At 61.3% G+C, this 20,995-nt stretch carries 21 protein-coding genes; 15 read left to right on the top strand and 6 right to left on the bottom strand.

The window, feature by feature from the left end; genetic code table 11:
* Positions 1-18: 18 nt before the first annotated feature.
* The gene (locus QMX97_RS00865; protein ID WP_282395610.1) at positions 19-675 is read right to left on the bottom strand and encodes a dual specificity protein phosphatase family protein; all 657 of its coding nucleotides are present in this window, start codon (positions 673-675) and stop codon (positions 19-21) included.
* A 273-nt stretch (positions 676-948) separates the two neighbouring features.
* On the opposite strand from QMX97_RS00865, the gene QMX97_RS00870 reads away from it, so the two are divergent.
* The 6 genes from QMX97_RS00870 to QMX97_RS00895 all read left to right on the top strand — a co-directional run bounded on the left by QMX97_RS00870 (position 949) and on the right by QMX97_RS00895 (position 8,531).
* The gene (locus tag QMX97_RS00870) at positions 949-1,701 is read left to right on the top strand and encodes a gluconate 2-dehydrogenase subunit 3 family protein (RefSeq protein ID WP_282395611.1); all 753 of its coding nucleotides are present in this window, start codon (positions 949-951) and stop codon (positions 1,699-1,701) included.
* Between the two features lie 2 nt (positions 1,702-1,703).
* Positions 1,704-3,488 carry a GMC family oxidoreductase gene (locus QMX97_RS00875; RefSeq protein ID WP_282395612.1) on the top strand — a complete coding sequence of 595 codons (1,785 nt, stop codon included), beginning with the start codon at positions 1,704-1,706 and terminating at the stop codon, positions 3,486-3,488.
* 12 nt (positions 3,489-3,500) lie between these two features.
* Complete coding sequence (locus tag QMX97_RS00880) at positions 3,501-4,799, top strand: cytochrome c (protein ID WP_201146253.1); 1,299 nt, start codon at positions 3,501-3,503, stop codon at positions 4,797-4,799.
* Between the two features lie 81 nt (positions 4,800-4,880).
* Positions 4,881-5,939 (top strand): PA0069 family radical SAM protein, encoded by a 1,059-nt coding sequence (locus tag QMX97_RS00885; RefSeq protein ID WP_065902771.1) that lies wholly within the window; start codon positions 4,881-4,883, stop codon positions 5,937-5,939.
* Positions 5,940-6,166: 227 nt separating this feature from the next.
* Positions 6,167-6,898, top strand: a complete 732-nt coding sequence (locus QMX97_RS00890; RefSeq protein WP_065902773.1) for a carbonic anhydrase — start codon at positions 6,167-6,169, stop codon at positions 6,896-6,898.
* Positions 6,899-6,983: 85 nt separating this feature from the next.
* Positions 6,984-8,531 (top strand): SulP family inorganic anion transporter, encoded by a 1,548-nt coding sequence (locus tag QMX97_RS00895; protein ID WP_282395616.1) that lies wholly within the window; start codon positions 6,984-6,986, stop codon positions 8,529-8,531.
* 130 nt (positions 8,532-8,661) lie between these two features.
* On the opposite strand, the gene QMX97_RS00900 is transcribed toward QMX97_RS00895, so the two are convergent.
* Complete coding sequence (locus QMX97_RS00900) at positions 8,662-9,309, bottom strand: hypothetical protein (protein WP_282395617.1); 648 nt, start codon at positions 9,307-9,309, stop codon at positions 8,662-8,664.
* A gap of 367 nt (positions 9,310-9,676) precedes the next feature.
* Between QMX97_RS00900 and coxB the strand changes: the two genes are divergently transcribed.
* The 4 genes from coxB (at position 9,677) to QMX97_RS00920 (ending at position 14,071) form a co-directional block, all read left to right on the top strand.
* A complete protein-coding gene (gene coxB / locus QMX97_RS00905; RefSeq protein ID WP_106805541.1) occupies positions 9,677-10,804 on the top strand; it encodes a cytochrome c oxidase subunit II in 1,128 nt (375 codons plus the stop codon).
* 58 nt (positions 10,805-10,862) lie between these two features.
* Positions 10,863-12,452, top strand: coding sequence for a cytochrome c oxidase subunit I (gene ctaD / locus QMX97_RS00910; protein ID WP_065902781.1), 1,590 nt, complete (start codon positions 10,863-10,865; stop codon positions 12,450-12,452).
* A gap of 144 nt (positions 12,453-12,596) precedes the next feature.
* Entirely contained in the window at positions 12,597-13,148 is a 552-nt protein-coding gene (locus tag QMX97_RS00915) for a cytochrome c oxidase assembly protein (protein ID WP_120447327.1), read from the top strand.
* A gap of 35 nt (positions 13,149-13,183) precedes the next feature.
* Positions 13,184-14,071 carry a cytochrome c oxidase subunit 3 gene (locus tag QMX97_RS00920; protein WP_065902785.1) on the top strand — a complete coding sequence of 296 codons (888 nt, stop codon included), beginning with the start codon at positions 13,184-13,186 and terminating at the stop codon, positions 14,069-14,071.
* A 6-nt stretch (positions 14,072-14,077) separates the two neighbouring features.
* Here QMX97_RS00920 and QMX97_RS00925 read toward each other — a convergent pair whose 3' ends face one another.
* Positions 14,078-14,281 (bottom strand): twin transmembrane helix small protein, encoded by a 204-nt coding sequence (locus tag QMX97_RS00925; RefSeq protein ID WP_065902787.1) that lies wholly within the window; start codon positions 14,279-14,281, stop codon positions 14,078-14,080.
* Between the two features lie 28 nt (positions 14,282-14,309).
* Here QMX97_RS00925 and QMX97_RS00930 point away from each other — a divergent pair, with 28 nt between their 5' ends.
* The 5 genes from QMX97_RS00930 to QMX97_RS00950 are packed head-to-tail and all read left to right on the top strand — an operon-like array spanning position 14,310 to position 18,233.
* Entirely contained in the window at positions 14,310-15,074 is a 765-nt protein-coding gene (locus QMX97_RS00930; RefSeq protein WP_282395618.1) for an SURF1 family protein, read from the top strand.
* Positions 15,040-15,624, top strand: coding sequence for a hypothetical protein (locus QMX97_RS00935; protein WP_282395619.1), 585 nt, complete (start codon positions 15,040-15,042; stop codon positions 15,622-15,624). The genes QMX97_RS00930 and QMX97_RS00935 overlap by 35 nt, the downstream gene beginning before the upstream one ends.
* A gap of 10 nt (positions 15,625-15,634) precedes the next feature.
* Positions 15,635-16,714 carry a COX15/CtaA family protein gene (locus QMX97_RS00940; RefSeq protein ID WP_065902791.1) on the top strand — a complete coding sequence of 360 codons (1,080 nt, stop codon included), beginning with the start codon at positions 15,635-15,637 and terminating at the stop codon, positions 16,712-16,714.
* Complete coding sequence (cyoE, locus tag QMX97_RS00945; protein ID WP_106805537.1) at positions 16,702-17,601, top strand: heme o synthase; 900 nt, start codon at positions 16,702-16,704, stop codon at positions 17,599-17,601. Before QMX97_RS00940 ends, cyoE begins: the two co-directional genes overlap by 13 nt.
* Positions 17,598-18,233, top strand: coding sequence for an SCO family protein (locus tag QMX97_RS00950; RefSeq protein ID WP_065902795.1), 636 nt, complete (start codon positions 17,598-17,600; stop codon positions 18,231-18,233). The genes cyoE and QMX97_RS00950 overlap by 4 nt, the downstream gene beginning before the upstream one ends.
* A 174-nt stretch (positions 18,234-18,407) precedes the next feature.
* Here QMX97_RS00950 and QMX97_RS00955 read toward each other — a convergent pair whose 3' ends face one another.
* Genes QMX97_RS00955 through QMX97_RS00965 form a run of 3 tightly spaced genes read right to left on the bottom strand, consistent with a single transcriptional unit; the run spans position 18,408 to position 20,914 of the window.
* Positions 18,408-19,181 carry a MetQ/NlpA family ABC transporter substrate-binding protein gene (locus QMX97_RS00955; protein ID WP_065902797.1) on the bottom strand — a complete coding sequence of 258 codons (774 nt, stop codon included), beginning with the start codon at positions 19,179-19,181 and terminating at the stop codon, positions 18,408-18,410.
* Between the two features lie 51 nt (positions 19,182-19,232).
* Positions 19,233-19,907: a methionine ABC transporter permease gene (locus tag QMX97_RS00960; RefSeq protein ID WP_065902799.1), complete on the bottom strand. Its 675-nt coding sequence runs from the start codon at positions 19,905-19,907 to the stop codon at positions 19,233-19,235.
* Positions 19,907-20,914 (bottom strand): methionine ABC transporter ATP-binding protein, encoded by a 1,008-nt coding sequence (locus QMX97_RS00965; RefSeq protein WP_106805536.1) that lies wholly within the window; start codon positions 20,912-20,914, stop codon positions 19,907-19,909. The genes QMX97_RS00960 and QMX97_RS00965 overlap by 1 nt, the downstream gene beginning before the upstream one ends.
* Positions 20,915-20,995: the final 81 nt, after the last annotated feature.

Consider the following 20,995-nt stretch of genomic DNA (forward strand, 5'->3'; position numbering starts at 1 on the left):
TGCTTCGCAGGCAGGCTCCTACAGTTGCTCTTCAGTCTTGTTCGTTGTCGAAATCCAATCCTTCATCGAGCACAGTGCAAACGCACTGGTGCTGCAGTCACCATTCGCCAAGGCCGTGCGCAACTTGTCGACATCCGCCTGGATCATGTAGCGAACACCGTCCTTGAAGCCACTGCTGCCGCCGAACCCCCCTAAGGTCATCTCGTTCAGCGCGTCTTCCTTGCTCCATCCCTGGATCACCACGCGATACATCGCCGCCATCAGGCCGGTGCGGTCTGAGCCATGCTTGCAATGCATCAGCACCGGGCCGTTGGCCTCGGCAGCCTGAATGGCCCTCAGTGCAGTGAGAACGTCGGCGTCATCGACATGGTTGGTGCGGTAGGTCAGTTGCACCTGCTTGATATCAGCGTTCTTCAGCCAGGCCGAATCGGATTCCGGCAGAAAGTTGATCACCGTACCGATCTTCAGGTTTTTCAAGACCGGCAGCGCATTGCTGTCCGGCAGTGCGCTGCGATAGAGCGTGGGCGTCATCTGGTGCAGGTTGAATTGATTGCCCACGGGTTGGGCCCACTCCGGGGAGCGCAGCGACGTGGTCTCGTCGGCTTGGGCTTGGACGATGGCGAGCAGCGCCATACAGGCCAGGCCGAGCGCTGGCAGCAATCGAATCTTGAACATGGGTGAGTGACCGAGCAGGGCGTTGATTGATGAGCCCTAGCGTCGTTTGTCGGCGGTCAACGGCGCGTGAGGGGCTCGTCAAAGAATCGTGATTGAAGCGCCGGATCGGCTGTTTTTCTCGCTGAATCGATTCTTCAAATCCTTAGCCTGCTATCATTTGTAACTATTGATTGCCAATATGTTCTATCCCTTTGGATCCCATTTCCTGGCAAGCCTTCACGCTGCTCCCAGAAGCGGCTGATAAAACCCGTGACCACATGATGAGGTGCACCCATGTCTGATCAAGATCAAGACAACCCCCGGCGTGACTTTCTGCGCAAATCCTTGACCTTGATCCCGGTGGTCACGGTTGCCAGTACCGGCCTTGGCGGTTCGATGCTGATGGCCACGCCCGAGCCTGCCCAGGCTGCGCCGGCCAAGCCTGCGTCCAGCGACAAGGCCTATGAACCGAGCTATTTCAGCGCCGAAGAGTGGGCGTTTCTCAACGCCGCCGTCGCCCGCCTGATCCCTGCCGACGCCCAAGGCCCCGGTGCGCTGGAAGCCGGCGCGCCGGAGTACATCGACCGCCAGATGAACACGCCCTACGCCAGCGGCGCACTGTGGTTCATGCAAGGTCCATTCAATGCCGATGCCGCGCCCGAGATGGGCTGGCAGAGCAAGTTGGTGCCCAAGGAGATTTATCGCCTGGGCATTGCTGCCACGGATGCCTGGTCGAAGGCGTTCAACGGTAAGGCTTTTGCTGCGCAAGACAGCGCTACCCAGGACGATATGTTGCGGCGCCTGGAAGCCGGTGGCAGTGAAGTCAGCGCGCATTTCGACACAGTGCCGGCGAAGATGTTTTTCAATTTGCTGCTGCAAAACACCAAGGAAGGGTTCTTCTGCGACCCGATTCACGGCGGCAACAAAGGCATGGTCGGCTGGACCATGATCGGCTTCCCCGGCGCCCGCGCCGATTTCATGGATTGGGTGGAACGCAACGAGCAATACCCCTTCCCGGCTGTTTCCATCCGCGGCGAGAGGGCATAAACGTGGCGACCATCATGAAGAAAGTGGATGCAGTGATCGTGGGTTTCGGCTGGACCGGCGCGATCATGGCCAAGGAGCTGACGGAAGCCGGCCTCAACGTGGTAGCGCTGGAGCGCGGCCCGATGCAGGACACTTACCCGGACGGCAACTATCCGCAGGTCATCGACGAATTGACCTACAGCGTGCGTAAAAAACTCTTCCAGGACATCTCCAAGGAGACCGTGACCATTCGCCATAGCGTGAATGATGTCGCCCTGCCCAACCGCCAATTGGGCGCGTTCTTGCCCGGCAACGGCGTGGGCGGCGCGGGCCTGCACTGGTCGGGGGTGCACTTTCGCGTCGACCCGATCGAGTTGCGCATGCGCAGTCACTATGAAGAGCGCTACGGCAAGAACTTCATTCCCAGGGACATGACCATCCAGGACTTCGGCGTCAGTTACGAAGAGCTGGAGCCGTTTTTCGATTATGCGGAGAAAGTCTTCGGCACCTCTGGCCAGGCCTGGACCGTGAAAGGTCAGCTCGTAGGTGAAGGCCGTGGCGGCAACCCGTATGCGCCGGATCGCTCCAACCCGTTCCCGTTGGAAGCGCAGAAAAACACCGTCTCCGCACAGCTGTTTCAGAAAGCGGCGGCCGAAGTCGGCTACAAACCCTACAACCTGCCGTCGGCCAATACCTCGGGGCCGTACACCAACCCCTACGGCGCGCAGATGGGCCCGTGCAACTTCTGCGGTTTCTGCAGCGGCTATGTCTGCTACATGTATTCCAAGGCCTCGCCGAACGTGAACATCCTGCCGGCGCTGCGCCAGGTGCCGAACTTTGAGCTGCGGCCCAATTCCCACGTGCTCAAGGTCAATCTCGACAGCACCAAGAGCAAGGCCACTGGCGTGACCTACATCGACGGCCAGGGTCGCGAATGCGAGCAACCGGCGGACCTGGTGATCATCGGCTCCTTCCAGTTCAACAATGTGCGCCTCATGTTGCTTTCGGGTATCGGCAAGCCTTACGACCCGATTACCAACGAGGGCGTGGTGGGCAGGAACTTTGCCTACCAGAACATGGGCACGATCAAGGCGTTCTTCGACAAGGACACCCACACCAACAACTTCATCGGCGCGGGCGGCAATGGCGTGGCCATCGATGACTTCAACGCCGATAACTTCGACCACGGGCCCCACGGCTTTGTGGGCGGCTCGCCGATGTGGGTCAACCAGGCTGGCAGCCGGCCGATTGCCGGTACGTCCAACCCGCCGGGCACCCCGGCCTGGGGCAGTGCCTGGAAACGCGCTACCGCCGATTACTACACCCACCAGGTGTCGATGGACTCCCACGGGGCGCATCAATCCTACCGGGGCAACTACCTGGATCTGGACCCGGTGTACCGCGATGCCTACGGCTTGCCATTGCTGCGGATGACGTTCGACTGGCAGGAAAACGACATCAAGATGAACCGCTTCATGATGGAAAAGATGGGCAAGGTCGCTCAGGCAATGAACCCCAAGGCGATTGCCGTGCTCGGCAAAAAGGTCGGTGAGCACTTCAACACTGCCTCTTACCAGACCACCCACCTCAATGGTGGCGCGATCATGGGCACCGATCCGAAGACCAGTGCGTTGAACCGCTACCTGCAGTCCTGGGATGTACACAACGTGTTTGTCCCAGGCGCGTCCGCCTTCCCACAAGGGTTGGGCTACAACCCTACCGGCCTGGTCGCTGCCCTGACCTATTGGTCGGCGCGGGCGATCCGCGAGCAGTACCTGAAAAACCCCGGCCCACTGGTTCAGGCATAAGGAGCGATGACCATGAAAGCACTCGTTATCGCCTCCCTGGCGCTGTTCAGCAGTTGTTCGATCAGCGCCGCTGAAACCGACCTGGTCAAGCAGGGTGAATACCTGGCCCGCGCCGGTGACTGCGTGGCCTGCCATACCGCCAAAGGCGGCAAGCCATTCGCTGGTGGCCTGCCGATGGAAACCCCGATCGGGGTGATCTATTCCACCAACATCACCCCGGACAAGACCGGCCTGGGTGACTACAGCTTTGAGGACTTCGACAAGGCCGTGCGCCATGGCGTCGCCAAGAGCGGTAGTACGCTTTACCCTGCAATGCCATATCCGTCCTATGCGCGCGTCAGCGAAAGCGATATGCAGGCGTTGTATGCGTACTTCATGAAGGGCGTCGAGCCGGTCGCGCAGGAGAACAAGGACAGCGATATTCCGTGGCCCCTGAGCATGCGCTGGCCGTTGGCGGCGTGGCGCTGGATGTTCGCCCCCGAGGTGGCGGACTACCAGGCAGCGGCGGGTGCCGACCCGGTGATTAGCCGCGGTGCCTACTTGGTTGAAGGCCTCGGCCACTGCGGCGCGTGCCATACGCCACGGGCGCTGACCATGCAGGAAAAAGCCCTGAGTGCGACTGACGGCAATGCATTCCTGTCCGGCAGCGCGCCGCTGGAAGGCTGGATCGCCAAGAGCCTGCGCGGCGACCACAAGGACGGCCTCGGCAGTTGGAGCGAGGAGCAACTGGTGCAATTTCTCAAGACCGGTCGCAGTGATCGCAGCGCGGTGTTTGGCGGCATGAGCGACGTGGTCGTGCACAGCATGCAATACATGTCGCAAGACGACCTGACCGCTATCGCTCGCTACCTCAAGAGCTTGCCGGCGGTGGACCCCAAGGATCAGCCGCATGCGTACGACAAGCAGGTGGCCGAAGCATTGTGGAAGGGTGATGACAGCAAGCCGGGCGCGTCGGTGTATATCGACAACTGCGCGGCCTGCCACCGGACCGACGGCCATGGCTACACGCGGGTGTTCCCGGCGCTGGCGGGCAACCCGGTGGTGCAGACGGCGGATGCCACGTCCTTGATCAACATCGTGCTGAACGGCGGCACCTTGCCGGCGACGCACACGGCACCGTCGACCTTCACCATGCCGGCCTTCGCCTGGCGTCTGTCGGACCAGGAAGTGGCGGATGTGGTCAGTTTCGTTCGCGGCAGCTGGGGCAACAAGGGCGCGCCGGTCAAGGCCAGCGACGTGGCGGACTTGCGCAAGAGTGATATGCGCACGACCTCGGGCGATGACCTGGGCCAAGTGACGCAAAAGCACTGATCCTGCCCTGACCGCCAAACGGCACTGGTCAGGAACCTCGCGCCTCGATACTGTATATAAAAACAGTATCGAGGCGCTTTCATGTCTACTCCGCTGCCGCCCCGGGGTCGGGGCACGGCCACCAACCTGCACAACCGCTTTGCGCCGACCGTCAGCGTGGTCGAGGACGACGGCTGGTTCCAGGAAGTGCCGCCGACCCAGGGCACTGAAGTGCGCATCGAAACGGCCAAGAGCATCATCACCCGCAACAACTCGCCGGACCTGCCGTTCGATCGCTCCATCAACCCATATCGGGGCTGCGAGCATGGTTGTATCTACTGCTATGCGCGGCCCAGCCATGCTTACTGGGATATGTCGCCAGGGCTGGATTTCGAAACCAGACTGATCGCCAAGACCAATGCCGCCGACGTGCTGGAACAGCAGCTGTCGAAGCCGGGCTACGTGTGTGCGCCGATCAACCTGGGCTCCAATACCGACCCGTACCAGCCCATCGAGCGCGAGTACAGGATCACCCGGCAAACCCTCGAAGTGTTGCTGCGTTATCGGCACCCGGTGACCATCATCACCAAGGGTTCGTTGATCCTGCGGGATCTCGACCTGCTCACCGAGCTGGCCCGGCAGCGCCTGGTTGCCGTGATGATCAGCCTCACCAGCCTGGACGACGAGCTCAAGCGCATCCTGGAGCCGCGTACGGCGGCGCCCAAGGCGCGGTTGCGAGCGATTCGGGTGATGCGCGAGGCGGGAATCCCGGTCGGCGTGCTGTGTTCGCCGATGATCCCGATGATCAACGACAGCGAGTTGGAAAGCCTGCTCACCGAAGCCCACGCCGCGGGGGCCCAGAGCGCGGCCTACATGATGTTGCGCCTGCCGCTGGAGGTGGCGCCGTTATTTGAGGAGTGGCTGGCGGCGCATTACCCGCAGCGCGCGGCCCATGTGATGAGCCTGGTGCGCCAGGTGCGCGGCGGCGAAGTGTATGACAGCCGTTTCGGCGTACGCATGCGCGGCGAGGGGCCGTTTGCCGATTTGCTCGCCCAGCGTTTCAGCAAGGCGATCAAGCGCCTGGGGCTTAACCGACGGGAAGGGTTTAATCTGGATTGCACCGCGTTTTGCCCACCGGGCAGGCAGATGGCATTGTTGTAAACTGTAGAGGCGCATCCTGCTTCCTGGTAGGAATAGTCGCGTTTTGACATCACTGAAACCCGCGGTCTAGAGCGGTTCATTCAGTTTGAGTTAAGTTTCGGCGGTTACCTTGTTCAGCGAGTGACTGATGAGTCGCAAGCCGGGTTTTTGGATGTTTACAACTATTCCAATGGCCCGGCGTCGAACTTGCCTGCAAGCTCCCCCTGCATTAATCAAGAGGATGAATCATGAGTGACAAGGATAAACAGCCGTTGGCTGCGTCGGCTTCTGCCCCTCAGGTGGCGGAATCCGCCGATGCAGCGCTAAAGCACATCGTCGACGGCTTTTTGCATTTCCATCACGACGTCTTCCCCCAGCAGGAAGAACTCTTCAAGAAACTCGCCACGGCCCAGAGCCCACGGGCGATGTTCATTACTTGCGCCGACTCGCGCATCGTGCCGGAGCTGATTACCCAGAGCTCGCCTGGTGACCTGTTCGTGACGCGTAACGTCGGCAACGTAGTGCCGCCCTATGGTCAGATGAACGGGGGTGTTTCCACCGCCATCGAGTACGCCGTGCTCGCCCTGGGCGTGCAGCACATCATTGTGTGCGGGCACTCCGATTGCGGCGCCATGCGCGCGGTACTCAACCCTGAGAGCCTCGAGAAGATGCCCACGGTCAAGGCCTGGCTGCGGCATGCCGAGGTCGCCAAGACCATGGTCCACGACAATTGCGACTGCGCCAATGAAGGCGAGAGCATGAAGGTGCTGACCGAAGAAAACGTCATCGCCCAGTTGCAGCATTTGCGCACCCACCCTTCTGTGGCATCGCGCATGGCTAATGGTCACCTGTTCATCCACGGTTGGATCTACAACATCGAGACCAGCGAAATCCGGGCTTACGACGCGGATCAATCGACGTTCCGACCGTTGGGCGGCGAAGGCCCGATTCCTTCCGCGACGCCTAAAGCGCGCTTCTAACACACTTCCCTGCCGGGTAAAGCGGTGGCTGCCATGGACGCAGCCAGGCTTTGCCGCGCCCGGCGAATGCCTCGGGAGAGTCATCATGCGTGCTGCTCAATTGAAAGCTGTACTGCCACGGGAGCTGCTTGCGTCCGTGGTTGTGTTTCTGGTCGCCCTGCCGTTGTGCATGGGCATTGCGATTGCTTCGGGCATGCCGCCGGCCAAGGGCCTGATCACCGGGATCATCGGTGGCCTGGTGGTGGGTTGGCTGGCAGGTTCGCCGCTGCAGGTCAGCGGTCCGGCGGCGGGCCTGGCGGTATTGGTGTTCGAACTGGTGCGCCAGCACGGCATGCTGATGCTCGGGCCGATCCTGTTACTGGCCGGCTTCCTGCAATTAGTGGCTGGGCGGCTGCGCCTGGGCTGCTGGTTTCGTGTCACGGCGCCGGCGGTGGTGTACGGGATGCTGGCGGGGATCGGGGTACTGATTGTGCTGTCGCAGGTGCATGTGATGCTCGATGGTGCCCCCAAGCCATCGGGGCTGGATAACCTGGCCGGCTTCCCGGCGACGCTGGTCGAGGCCATTCCGACTGTTGGCGGCGGCCTGGGTTGGCAGGCCGGTTTGCTGGGGCTTTCGACGATGCTGGTGATGTACCTGTGGGACAAGTTCCGCCCGCAAACCCTGCGCTTTGTACCAGGCGCCCTGTTGGGCGTAGGCCTGGCAACGGGTGCCAGCTTGTTGCTGGCGTTACAGGTCAAGCGCGTGGAGGTCCCGGAAAACCTCGCCGATGCCATCGACTGGCTGCGTCCCAGCGACCTGCTGAACCTGGCCGATCCACAACTGTTGATCGCTGCGTTCGCCGTGGCGTTTATCGCCAGCGCCGAAACCTTGCTGTCTGCGGCGGCGGTCGACCGCATGCACAGTGGGCAGCGTTCTGATTTTGACAAGGAATTGTCCGCTCAGGGTGTAGGCAATATGCTCTGTGGCCTGGTCGGCGCCCTGCCGATGACCGGTGTGATCGTGCGCAGTTCGGCCAACGTACAGGCGGGCGCCACCACGCGCTTGTCGGCGATGTTCCACGGGCTGTGGCTGCTTGCGTTCGTGCTGTTGCTCTCGAGTGTGCTGCAAAGCATTCCGGTGGCGAGCCTCGCGGGTGTGCTGGTGTACACCGGCATCAAGCTGGTCGACGTCAAGGCGTTCCGGGCGTTGGGACGCTATGGGCGGATGCCGATGTTCACCTATGCGGCGACGGCGCTGGCGATCATCTTTACCGACCTGCTGACCGGCGTACTGGTGGGTTTCGGGCTGACACTGGTGAAGCTGGCCTTGAAGGCGTCGCGCTTGAAAGTCAGCCTGGTCGACCTGCCTCAGGCAGGTGAAATGGAGTTGCGCCTGACCGGTGCGGCGACCTTCCTGAAAGTGCCGATGCTGACCCAGGTGCTGTCGACGGTACCTGCGGGAACCACGGTGCATGTGCCGCTGAGTAACTTGAGTTACATCGACCATTCCTGTCTGGAGCTGCTGGAAGAATGGGGCCGGGCGAATGCCGCCAAGGGCTCGACGCTGGTGATCGAGGCACGTGGGTTGAAGCGCAGGCTGGAAGGCCGGGTGCGTACGACGGTGGGAATCGGTTCGGCACCTTCTGCTGGCTGACGAAACCGGATCAAAAAAGTGGCAGCGGGCTTGCTCGCGAAGGCGGCGGATCAGTCAAATATTCAGTGACTGGCACGCCGCATTCGCAAGCAAGCCCGCTCCCACATTTGTTCTGCGTCAGGCTAAAGCGTTACGCCGGCTGTTCCAGCGCCAACTCAACCCCCAACTGGCGCGACAGGCACGGCCAGCGCTTCCACGCAGCTTCTGTGTTGGGGCTCTTGAAGGTTTCGCGATAGGCCTCGACTGACTCCAGCGCAAAGCTCTCCTCGTTGAGCATTTCATCTACCGCCAGGTGCACGGCCTCATCCAGCTGGTTGGCGAATTCTTCGCCGATCAGCTGGTGGGCAATCAGGTTGGCTACGGTGGTGTCGGCCGGAATCAACGGCTGGCCGAAATGCTTGATATACAGATCGTTGACTTCTTCCACCAGGCGATGGGCCAGATAGGCCTCGTCGAGCAAGCCGTCCAGGCCTTCGTGACCGGCCAGGATCGCCGGCGGTTGCAGGAAGAAATGCTCGGCGATTTTCAGCACCGGCTTGATCTGGCTTTCGATACCGGCTTCGCGGGCCACGTCGTTGGCAGCTTCCAGCAGGTCCGGGACGAGCTCAATGTAGGCGGTGACAAAGCGGGTCATGACAATCTTGCGATCACCGTCAGCCAGGGAAATGGCCGAATGCAGGTGCGGCAATTGTTTTTCCAGTTGCTGGGCAAGCTGGCCAGTGCTGGCTTCGTGTTGATGGGCACGGGAAATCTGCTCGCGCAATGCGGCGGTGTTCATGAAAGCTCCAGTGAAACAGGCGTAGGAAAAGGGAGAGGATAAGGTAGCTCGTTTATACGAGCGCCTAAGACGCATTTGTCATAATTATTTCATGGTTATGCGCGTGCGTTATATCGAATTGCCATCGTTCGTCGGATAAACGATTCCGCCCCCGGTTTTATTGGCTTCGACCAGTCATTTTTGCTCATTTGCCCCTACACATTGCGGGGTTGCAGAGCCTGTCTATACTCGGATTTGTACGCGATTAGCTGATGACGCCAGACTGCATGAGCAGGCAAGGCTAAGCGGTTGTAGGCAGTATGGAAGCCGCTCCCTTCGACGCAGGTGCAAACCGGCGGGATAACAAGAACGATAAGGGGAACCCGCAATGATGCGACATCCACACGTTTGGATGGGCCTCCTGTTGTGGTCGGTATTCGGCCAGGCGCACGCCGCCTGGACAACGAATATGGCGCCAGGGGCGACTGAAGTCAGTCACGCTGTGTTTGACCTGCACATGACCATTTTCTGGATCTGTGTGGTGATCGGCATTGTTGTGTTTGGCGCGATGTTCTGGTCGATGATCGTTCACCGCCGGTCCACGGGCCAGGTCGCGGCCAAATTCCACGAGAGCACCACCGTGGAAATTCTCTGGACCGTGGTGCCCTTGCTGATTCTGATCGCGATGGCCATCCCGGCGACCAAGACCCTGATCAATATCTACGACAGCAGTGAATCGGACATCGATATCCAGGTCACCGGCTATCAGTGGAAGTGGCATTACAAATACCTGGGCCAGGACGTGGAGTTCTTCAGCAACCTGGCCACGCCCGCCGAGCAGATCCATAACCAGGCGGTCAAGGGCGAGCATTACCTGTTGGAGGTCGACCAGCCACTGGTGCTGCCGGTGGGCGCCAAGGTGCGTTTCCTGGTGACCGCCGCCGACGTGATCCACTCCTGGTGGGTGCCGGCCTTTGCGGTCAAGCGTGACGCCATCCCCGGTTTTGTCAACGAGGCCTGGACCCGTATCGAGAAGCCCGGCATCTACCGCGGCCAGTGCGCCGAGTTGTGCGGCAAGGATCACGGCTTCATGCCCATCGTGGTCGAGGTCAAGTCCAAGGCGGACTACGACACCTGGCTCGGCGAACGCAAGGAAGAGGCGGCCAAGCTCAAGGAACTGACCTCCAAGGAATGGACGCTGGAAGAGCTGGTGGCGCGCGGCGACAAGGTCTATCACACCACTTGCGTGGCCTGTCACCAGGCCGAAGGCCAGGGCCTGCCACCGATGTTCCCGGCGCTCAAGGGCTCGCCGATTGCCACCGGGCCCAAGGAAGATCACCTGCACCGCGTTTACTTCGGCAAGCCCGGCACCGCCATGGCGGCGTTCGGCAAGCAGCTCTCGGAAGTGGATATCGCCGCGGTGGTGACCTATGAGCGCAATGCCTGGGGCAACAACAAAGGCGATATGGTCACGCCTAAAGACGTGCTGGCCATTAAGCAGGCGGAAAGCAAATGACCTCCTTCATTGCGTATGCCCCGAACCGCCCCGCCCACTCGCTTGCAGGAGAACGGCCATGAGCACTGTGATCGACGACCATGGCCACGCCAGTGACCATGCCCACGGCCCCGCCAAGGGTTTGATGCGCTGGGTGCTGACGACCAACCACAAGGACATCGGCACGATGTACCTGTGGTTCGCCTTCACCATGTTCCTGCTCGGCGGTTCGTTCGCCATGGTGATCCGCGCCGAGTTGTTCCAGCCCGGCCTGCAGATTGTCGAGCCGGCGTTCTTCAACCAGATGACCACCATGCACGGCCTGATCATGGTGTTCGGCGCGGTGATGCCAGCGTTCGTCGGCCTGGCCAACTGGATGATTCCGCTGATGATCGGCGCGCCGGACATGGCCTTGCCGCGCATGAACAACTTCAGTTTCTGGCTGTTGCCGGCGGCGTTCCTGTTGCTCGTGTCGACCCTGTTCACTCCGGGTGGCGGGCCGAACTTCGGCTGGACCTTTTACGCGCCCCTCTCCACCACCTACGCGCCGGAAAGCGTGACCTTCTTCATCTTCGCGATTCACTTGATGGGTATCAGTTCGATCATGGGCGCGATCAACGTGGTCGCCACCATCCTCAACCTGCGCGCCCCCGGCATGACCCTGATGAAGATGCCGTTGTTCGTCTGGACGTGGCTGATCACTGCCTTCCTGCTGATCGCGGTGATGCCGGTGCTGGCCGGTTGCGTGACCATGATGCTGATGGACATCCACTTCGGCACCAGCTTCTTCAGTGCTGCCGGCGGTGGCGACCCCGTGCTGTTCCAGCATGTGTTCTGGTTCTTCGGCCACCCCGAGGTGTACATCATGATCCTGCCGGCCTTTGGTGCCGTCAGTTCGATCATCCCGACGTTCTCGCGCAAGCCGCTGTTCGGCTATACGTCGATGGTGTACGCCACGGCGAGCATCGCGTTCCTGTCGTTCATCGTGTGGGCGCACCACATGTTCGTGGTCGGCATTCCGCTGGTGGGCGAGTTGTTCTTCATGTACGCCACGCTGCTGATTGCGGTGCCGACGGGGGTGAAGGTATTCAACTGGGTCAGCACCATGTGGCAAGGCTCGCTGACCTTCGAGACACCGATGCTGTTTGCCGTGGCCTTCGTGATCCTGTTCACCATCGGCGGCTTTTCCGGGCTGATGCTGGCGATTGCCCCGGCGGACTTCCAATACCACGACACCTATTTCGTGGTGGCGCACTTCCATTACGTGCTGGTGCCCGGTGCGATCTTCGGCATCTTCGCCTCGGCCTACTACTGGCTGCCGAAATGGACCGGCCACATGTACGACGAAACCCTCGGCAAGCTGCACTTTTGGCTGTCCTTCATCGGCATGAACATGGCGTTTTTCCCGATGCACTTCGTCGGGCTGGCTGGCATGCCGCGCCGTGTGCCGGACTACAACCTGCAGTTCGCCGACTTCAACATGGTCTCCTCGATCGGCGCCTTCATGTTTGGCGCCACGCAGATCTTCTTCCTGTTCATCGTGATCAAGTGCATCCGTGGCGGCCCGCCCGCGCCGGCCAAGCCCTGGGATGGCGCGGAAGGCCTGGAGTGGAGCATCCCCTCGCCAGCGCCCTACCACACCTTTACTACTCCGCCGGAGGTCAAGTGAACAGCTTGGCGCAGGCTGCCAGGGTCTCCTGTGGGAGCTGGCTTGCCTGCGATGAGGGCCTGACAGTTGATGGATTGGGCGACTGGTACATCGCTATCGCAGGCAAGTCAGCTCCTACAGAAAAGCCAAGAGCGGGTGATCGTCATGCTTGAGTCGATCCCCACCAAGCGCCTGGTCACCCGCCTGCTGATCCTGGTGGTGGCGATGTTCGGCTTCGGCTTTGCGCTGGTGCCGATCTACGACGTGATGTGCAAGGCGTTCGGTATCAACGGCAAGACCGCCGGGCAGTACGAGGGCGAGCAGGTCGTCGACGCCACGCGGCAGGTGCGGGTGCAGTTCCTGTCGACCAATGCCATCGACATGGTCTGGGAATTTCATTCCAAGGCCGATGAGGTGGTGGTCAATCCGGGTGCCGTCACCGAAATGCTGTTCGTGGCCTACAACCCTACCGACAAAGCCATGACCGCCCAGGCCGTACCGAGCATTTCCCCGGCCGAAGCGGCGATGTACTTCCACAAGACCGAATGCTTTTGCTTCACCCAGCAAGTGCTGCAGCCAGGCCAGCGCATCGAAATGCCGGTGCGTTTCATTGTCGACCGCGACATGCCCAAGGATGTGAAGCATTTGACCCTGGCGTACACGCTGTTTGATATCACTGCGCGCCAACCGCCGGTGGCTGTCCATAGCGGCGGCTAGCTACTGTTTGCCCGCTCAATCAGGAGAGCGAATACATGTCGACTCATGATACGTACTACGTACCAGCGCAAAGCAAATGGCCAATAATTGCTACCCTGGGCATGCTCATCACGGTGTACGGCCTGGCTGTGTGGTTCAACGACCTGAAGGCGGCGCGCCCGGAATCCCACGGCCCGTGGATCTTTTTCGTCGGTGGCCTGCTGCTGGCCTACATGTTGTTCGGCTGGTTCGGCGCGGTGATCAAGGAAAGCCGCGCCGGTTTGTACAGCCCGCAGATGGACCGCTCGTTTCGATGGGGCATGACCTGGTTCATCTTTTCCGAGGTGATGTTCTTTGTCGCGTTCTTCGGTGCGCTGTTTTACGTGCGGCACATGTCCGGTCCCTGGTTGGGCGGCGAAGGGCACAAGGGCATCGCGCACATGCTGTGGCCGAACTTCGAGTTCACCTGGCCGCTGCTCAACAACCCTGACCCGAAAATGTACCCCGCACCGGAAGGCACCATCAGCCCGTGGGGCCTGCCGCTGGTCAACACGATCTTGCTGGTCAGCTCCAGCGTGACCATCACCCTGGCCCACCATGCCTTGCGCAAAGGCCATCGCGGCGCGCTGAAAATCTGGCTGGCGCTCACGGTGCTGCTGGGCTGGGCGTTCCTGGGCTTCCAGGCCGAGGAGTACATGCATGCCTACAAAGAGCTCGGCCTGACACTCGGTTCGGGTGTGTACGGCGCGACGTTCTTCATGCTCACCGGCTTTCACGGTGCCCACGTGACCATCGGCACAATCATTCTGTTTGTGATGCTGATGCGCATCTTGCGCGGGCATTTCAATGCCGAGCACCAGTTTGGTTTCGAGGCCGCCAGTTGGTACTGGCACTTTGTGGATGTGGTGTGGATCGGGCTGTTTTTCTTCGTCTACGTGCTCTAGCGCGCCTTACCACGGTGCATGCGATACCAGCTGGCCGCTGAAAAAGCCCCAGGCGATCAGCCCCACGGTGATCGCGGCCAGCACCACACGCACAGTCAAGGCAGTGACGAGGCGGTTGGAGTTGCCCTCGTCCTTGACCAGAAAGAACAAGCCACTGAACAGGCTCACGACAGTCGCGATCAGCATCAGGGCAATGACGGCTTTGAGCATGGTCTGGCTCCAATGGGATGGGCGGGCAATGAAAACAAGTATAGCCAGCGCCATGAAACGCTTTCGCCCAGGGCTCGCACCGACATTGGTGGTGCTGGTGTTGCTGCCGTTGATGGTGGGCCTGGGGTTCTGGCAGCTGTCTCGCGGGCATGAAAAACAGCTGCTGGTGGACAGTTATGCCGAGCGGCGGGTGGCCGATCCCGTCAGCAGCACACAACTGAGCGAGATGGCTGATCCGGCTTTTCGCCGGGTCCGTCTGCGCGGGCAATTCGACGCCGAACACAGCGTGTTGCTAGACAACCGCATGCGCGATGGCAAGGCCGGCGTAGAGCTGCTGCAACCCTTCCACGACCAGGCCAGCGGCCTGTGGTTATTGCTCAATCGTGGCTGGCTGCCCTGGCCCGACCGGCGCACCCCGCCGGTGTTCACCACACCTCAACAGCCGGTGAATCTCGACGCCTGGGTGTACGTCGCACCGGGTGAAACCTTCCAATTGCACGCCGACCCGACGAGCGCGCAATGGCCGCGCTTGCTGACCGCCCTGCACCCCGGCGCGCTGTGGGCCGAGCTTGGGCGTAGCGGTTTTGCCTACGAGCTGCGCGCCGAAGCTGGCCCTGGTACGTACGAAATCACCTGGCCCATCGTAGCCATGGGCCCGGAAAAGCACCTGGCCTACGCGGTGCAGTGGTTCGCCATGGCATTGGCGCTGCTGGCCCTTTACCTCTACCTCGGATGGCACAACACAAAGGAGAAGCACCATGGGAGCGGCCATGAATCCACTCAACATGTCTGAACCGCTCAATCGGCGTAAAGGCCGCTGGCAGCTGATCCTGATCCTGATGATGGTGATCGGTCCGATGGCGCTGGCTACCTTCATGTACAAGCTGCAGTTCTGGGTGCCGGACAACCGCAGTTACCACGGCGAACTGATCGGCAACGGCCAGACCCGCGCCGATATCGGCGTGCAGGCGGATGAAGAGCGCTGGCAACTGCTGGTCACGGCGCCCACGGCCTGCGCCGCCGATTGCCAGCAACTGGTGTACCTGGCGCGCCAGCTGCAAATCAGCCTCGGCCGGGATGCATCGCGCGCCAGCCACGCCTTGGCCAGCGCGCAGCCGGTGAGCACCGACTACGAGGCCAAGCTCAAGGCTGAATATCCACAACTGCAGCGCTACTCGCTGGACCTGTCGGCCTTCACCAAGGACGCCGCCGCGCCGGGCGATGCGCAACTGTGGATCGTCGACCCGCACGGCAACCTGGTGTTGCGCTACGACGCCAAGGTCAAGGGCAAGGACTTGCTCAACGACCTGCGCCATCTGCTGAAACTGTCGAATATCGGATAAGGGCATCGTCATGGCCAAGCCTGGATTTCGCCTCGCGTTGTTTGCCACCCTGCTGGCGCTGATTGTGGTGCTGCTCGGCGCGTATACGCGCCTGACCCATGCCGGTCTCGGTTGCCCGGACTGGCCGGGTTGCTACGGCTTTATCAGCGTGCCCAAGACCGAGGCCCAGTTGGCGCATGCCGAGCTGCATTTCCCGGACACGCCGGTGGAGGCGGACAAGGGCTGGGCCGAGATGACCCATCGCTACTTCGCCGGTACCTTGGGCCTGCTGATCGTGCTGCTGGCGGCGCGTTCGTGGAGTCATCGACGTGATCCGGGCCAGCCGGTGAAGCTGCCGTTGTTTGTTTTGGCGGTGGTGTTCGCGCAGGCGGCCTTTGGCATGTGGACGGTGACGTTGAAGCTGTGGCCCCAAGTGGTCACGGGCCATTTGCTGGGCGGTTTCGCGACCTTGAGCCTGTTGTTCCTGCTGACCCTGCGCCTGTCTGGAGTGCTGCCCGCGTTGATCGTGCCCAAGCGCCTGCAATATTGGGCGACGGCTGGCCTGGTGCTGGTGATCGGCCAGATCGCCCTGGGCGGCTGGGTCAGTTCCAACTATGCGGCGGTGGCCTGTATCGATTTGCCTACCTGCCACGGCCAGTGGTGGCCGGCGGCGGACTTCGCCAATGGTTTCCACCTGACCCAGCACATCGGCCCCAATTATCTCGGCGGCCAGCTCGACAGCGATGCGCGAACCGCGATCCATCTCACCCATCGCATCGGCGCGGTGTTGGTCACCCTGGTGTTGCTGGGGCTGGCCTGGCAGCTGCGCGCGGTGGGCATGACGCGGCTCGCGGGCCTGTTGTTGATTGCCCTGGCGGCGCAGATCGGCCTGGGCCTGAGCAATGTGTATTTCCATCTGCCGCTGCCGGTAGCCGTCGGCCATAACGCCGGGGGCGCGGCGTTGCTGCTGACCCTGGTGCTGGTCAATTACCACGCGCGTACCAGCCTGGTACGGGTGCGCAACCAGCTGCCGTTCGGCTGGCGGTTTATCCCGCGCAAACAGGTGTCAGGCCTGATCACCCTTAAAGGAGAGATGCCATGGCGACCTTGATTGGCGCGCGTCACGGCCAGGCGATCTGGCGTGACTACCTGGAGCTGACCAAGCCGAAAGTGGTGGTGTTGATGCTCATCACCTCGCTGGTGGGGATGTTTCTCGCCACTCGCGCCGGCGTGCCGTGGGCGGTGCTGATTTTCGGCAACCTGGGTATTGCCCTGTGTGCCGGCGGCGCGGCGGCGGTCAACCATGTAGTGGATCGGCGCATTGATGCGGTGATGGCGCGCACGCACAAACGGCCGATGGCCGAAGGGCGGGTATCGCCGTTGGCGGCGCTGGCTTTTGCAGGGTTTCTGGCGGTTGCGGGCCTGGCCTTGCTGCTGGCGTTCACCAACCCGCTGGCCGCCTGGCTGACGCTGGCTTCCCTGCTCGGCTATGCGGTGATCTACACCGGTTTTCTCAAGCGCGCGACGCCGCAGAATATCGTCATCGGCGGTTTGGCGGGGGCCGCGCCGCCGTTGCTGGGTTGGGTCGCCGTCACCGGCCATATCAGCGCCGAACCCCTCCTGCTGGTGTTGATCATCTTCGCCTGGACCCCGCCGCATTTCTGGGCCCTGGCCATCCACCGCAAGGAGGAATATGCCAAGGCCGATATTCCGATGCTGCCGGTCACCCACGGCGAGCACTACACCAAGGTGCATATCCTGCTCTACACCTTCGTCCTGCTGGCGGTGAGCCTGATGCCCTACGTCATCCACATGAGCGGCCTGCTGTACCTGGCCTGTGCATTGGTTTTGGGCGGACGCTTTCTGCAATGGGCCTGGGTGCTGTACCGTGGCGCTCAGCCGCACGCGGCGATCAACACGTTCAAGTACTCTATCGCGTACTTGTTCCTTCTGTTTATCGCCCTGCTCGTAGACCACTACTTACTGTTGAACCTATGACTCGAACTCAAAAAACCGTGTTTATCCTGGTGGCCATCGTCGCGTTGATCATGGGCCTGACCGTCAACAAAGTGCTCTCGGGCAAAGGCCAGGGCGACCCGACCGCGCTGATCGACGCCGGCATCATCCTGCTGCCGCAGAGCCGTCAGCTGCCGCCGGTGAGCATGACCAACCAGGACGGCCAGCCGGTGGTGGTCAATGAGTTGAAGGGCAAGTGGAGCCTGCTGTTCTTCGGCTACACCTTCTGTCCGGACATCTGCCCTACCACCCTCGCCCAGCTGCGCCAGATCAAGAGCGAGCTGCCCAAGGAGGCCGTGGATAAGCTGCAAGTGATCCTGGTCAGCGTCGACCCGAACCGCGATACCCCGGCCCAGCTCAAGCAGTACCTGGGTTACTTCGATCCGCAGTTCGAAGGCCTGACCGGCGCGAATGTGGACGATGTGCAGAAGGTCTCGAATGCCGTGAGCATCCCGTTTATCCCGGCCGATACCAGCAAGCCCAACTACACCGTCGACCACAGCGGCAACCTTGCGCTGATCGGTCCTGACGGTACACAGCGTGGATTCATCCGCGCACCGTTGAACAACCAGAAGCTGGTGGCGCAATTGCCGGGATTGTTGAAGCGTCCATAAGCCCGGCGCTTCTACCCGCGGCCTTGTAGAAACCCTGATCTGCGGGCAACCCAAAAACAAATGTGGGAGCGGGCTTGCCCGCGAAAGCATCGGTTCAGTCACTGATAAGTCGACTGACACTGCACTTTCGCGAGCAAGCCCGCTCCCACATTTTTTGCTCTTCGGTGTTTCGAATCAGAACGCCGGCAGGATCGCGCCTTTGTACTTCTCGAGGATGAAGGCTTTCACTTCAGGCGTGTGCAGGGCTGCAACCAGCTTCTTCACGGCGTCCGAGTCTTTGTTGTCTTCGCGGGTCACCAGGATGTTCACGTAAGGCGAGTCATTGCCTTCGATCACCAGCGCATCCTTGGATGGATCCAGCTTGGCTTCCAGCGCGTAGTTGGTGTTGATCAGCGCCAGGTCGACCTGGGTCAGCACGCGCGGCAGGGTGGCGGCTTCCAGTTCGCGGAATTTCAGGTTTTTCGGGTTGGCGGTGATGTCCTTGATGGTCGACAGGATGTTGGTCGGGTCCTTCAGGGTGATCAGATTGTGCTTGGCCAGCAGCAACAGCGCGCGGCCACCATTGGTGGCGTCGTTCGGGATCACGACGTTGGCGCCACTTGGCAGGTCTTCCAGCTTCTTGTACTTGCTCGAGTAGGCGCCCAGGGGCTCCAGGTGCACCGCGCCGACGCTCACCAGGTGAGTGCCCTTGGCCTTGTTGAACTCATCCAGGTACGGCTGGTGTTGGAAGAAGTTGGCGTCCAGGCGCTTCTCGGCCACCTGTACGTTGGGCTGCACGTAGTCGGTGAAGACTTTGACCTGCAGGTCCACGCCTTCTTTGGCGAGGGCAGGCTTCACGAATTCGAGGATTTCCGCGTGCGGCACCGGCGACGCGGCGACCGTGATGGTCTCGGCGGCGTGGGCGGAAAACGCGGCAACGGCGGCGAAAGCAACCAGTAGTTTTTTCATCCAACAAGCTCCTTGTTCGGACATCTGCCGGCAGTTGGCCGGCAATGGCCGTTATTTTCGAGAAAAGTGCACCACCAGCTTGTCGCCGACGGTTTGCAGAATTTGCACCAGCACCAACAGCATCACCACGGTGACCACCATCACATCGGTCTGGAAACGCTGGTAACCGAAGCGGATCGCCAGGTCGCCCAGGCCGCCGGCACCGACTACGCCGGCCATCGCCGTGTAGGAAACCAGTGTAATCGCCGTCACCGTGATCGCCGCGAAAATGCCCGGGCGGGCTTCAGGCAGCAGGGCGTTGGTGATGATCTGGCGGGTGCTGGCGCCCATGGACTGAGTGGCTTCGATGATGCCGCGGTCCACTTCACGCAAGGCCGTTTCCACCAGGCGCGCAAAGAACGGCGTGGCGCCCACCACCAGTGGCGGAATGGCGCCTGCCACGCCCAGCGATGTGCCGGTGATCAGCACGGTGAACGGGATCATCACGATCAGCAGAATGATGAACGGCAGCGAACGCAGAATGTTCACGATCAGCGACAGCAGTGCGTACAGCCCTTTCTGCTCGAACAGTTGGCGCGGGCTGGTCAGGAACAACAGCACGCCCAGCGGCAGGCCCAGCACGACGGTAAAGAACAGCGAACCGAACAGCATGGTCATGGTGTCGCCGGTGGCCAGCCAGATTTCGGACCAGTCGATATTGGCGAAGAAACTCAACAGGACTTCCATTAGCGCAGGACCTCCATGTGGACGTCAGCGGCGGTGAAGCGCGCAAACGCGGCTTCCATATCGCCACCCGTGACGGCGAGGGTCAGTTGCCCGTAGGGGATGTCTTTGATGCGGTCGATACGCCCGGCGAGGATGCTGTAGTCCACACCCGTTTCGCGGGCGACGGTACCCAGCAGCGGCGCGTAGGTCGCTTCGCCCTGGAAGGTCAGGCGCACGATGCGCCCTGGCACGTGAGCGAAGTCATCACGCTGCTCGCCTTCGTCGACCTGCTCGGACTCCTGCACGAAACGCTTGGTGGTCGGGTGCTTGGGGTGCAGGAACACATCGGCGACCGAGCCCTGCTCGACGATCACGCCGGCGTCCATCACGGCGACCTGGTCGCATACGCGGCGGATCACATCCATTTCGTGGGTGATCAGCACGATGGTCAGCTTCAGTTCGCGATTGATCTCGGCCAGCAATTGCAGCACCGAGGCGGTGGTTTGCGGGTCGAGGGCGCTGGTGGCTTCGTCGCACAGCAGGATCTTGGGTTTGGTCGCCAGGGCGCGGGCAATGCCGACGCGTTGCTTCTGGCCGCCGGACAACTGCGCCGGGTACTTCTTGGCGTGATCCGACAGGCCTACGCGGGCGAGGAGTTCGGCCACGCGCTGGTCGATTTCCTTGCGCGACAATTCGCCGGCCAGGGTCAGCGGCAGCGCCACGTTGTCGGCAACGGTCTTGGACGCCAGCAGGTTGAAGTGCTGGAAAATCATCCCGACCTGCTGACGGAAACGGCGCAGGCCGTTGGCGTCCAGTGCAGTGACTTCTTCACCGTCGACATTGATCTGACCGCCGCTGGGCTGTTCCAGGCGATTGATCAGACGCAGCAAAGTACTTTTTCCCGCACCCGAGTGACCAATCAGGCCAAACACCTGGCCGTTTTCGACGCGCAGGCTGGTGGGGTGCAGGGCGGGGATTTCCTTACCGGCGACGCGGTAGGTTTTATGGACGTTATGAAACTCGATCACGTAGCGAACCTTGTGGGGCGCATGGAAAAGGGATCAGCGGTTAGCCGGGCGCGCATTTTAGCCTGTCCGTATAGCGTTTCT

Origin of the sequence: Pseudomonas sp. PS01298 (assembly GCF_029959745.1) — a bacterium.
GTDB lineage: Bacteria > Pseudomonadota > Gammaproteobacteria > Pseudomonadales > Pseudomonadaceae > Aquipseudomonas > Aquipseudomonas aylmerensis.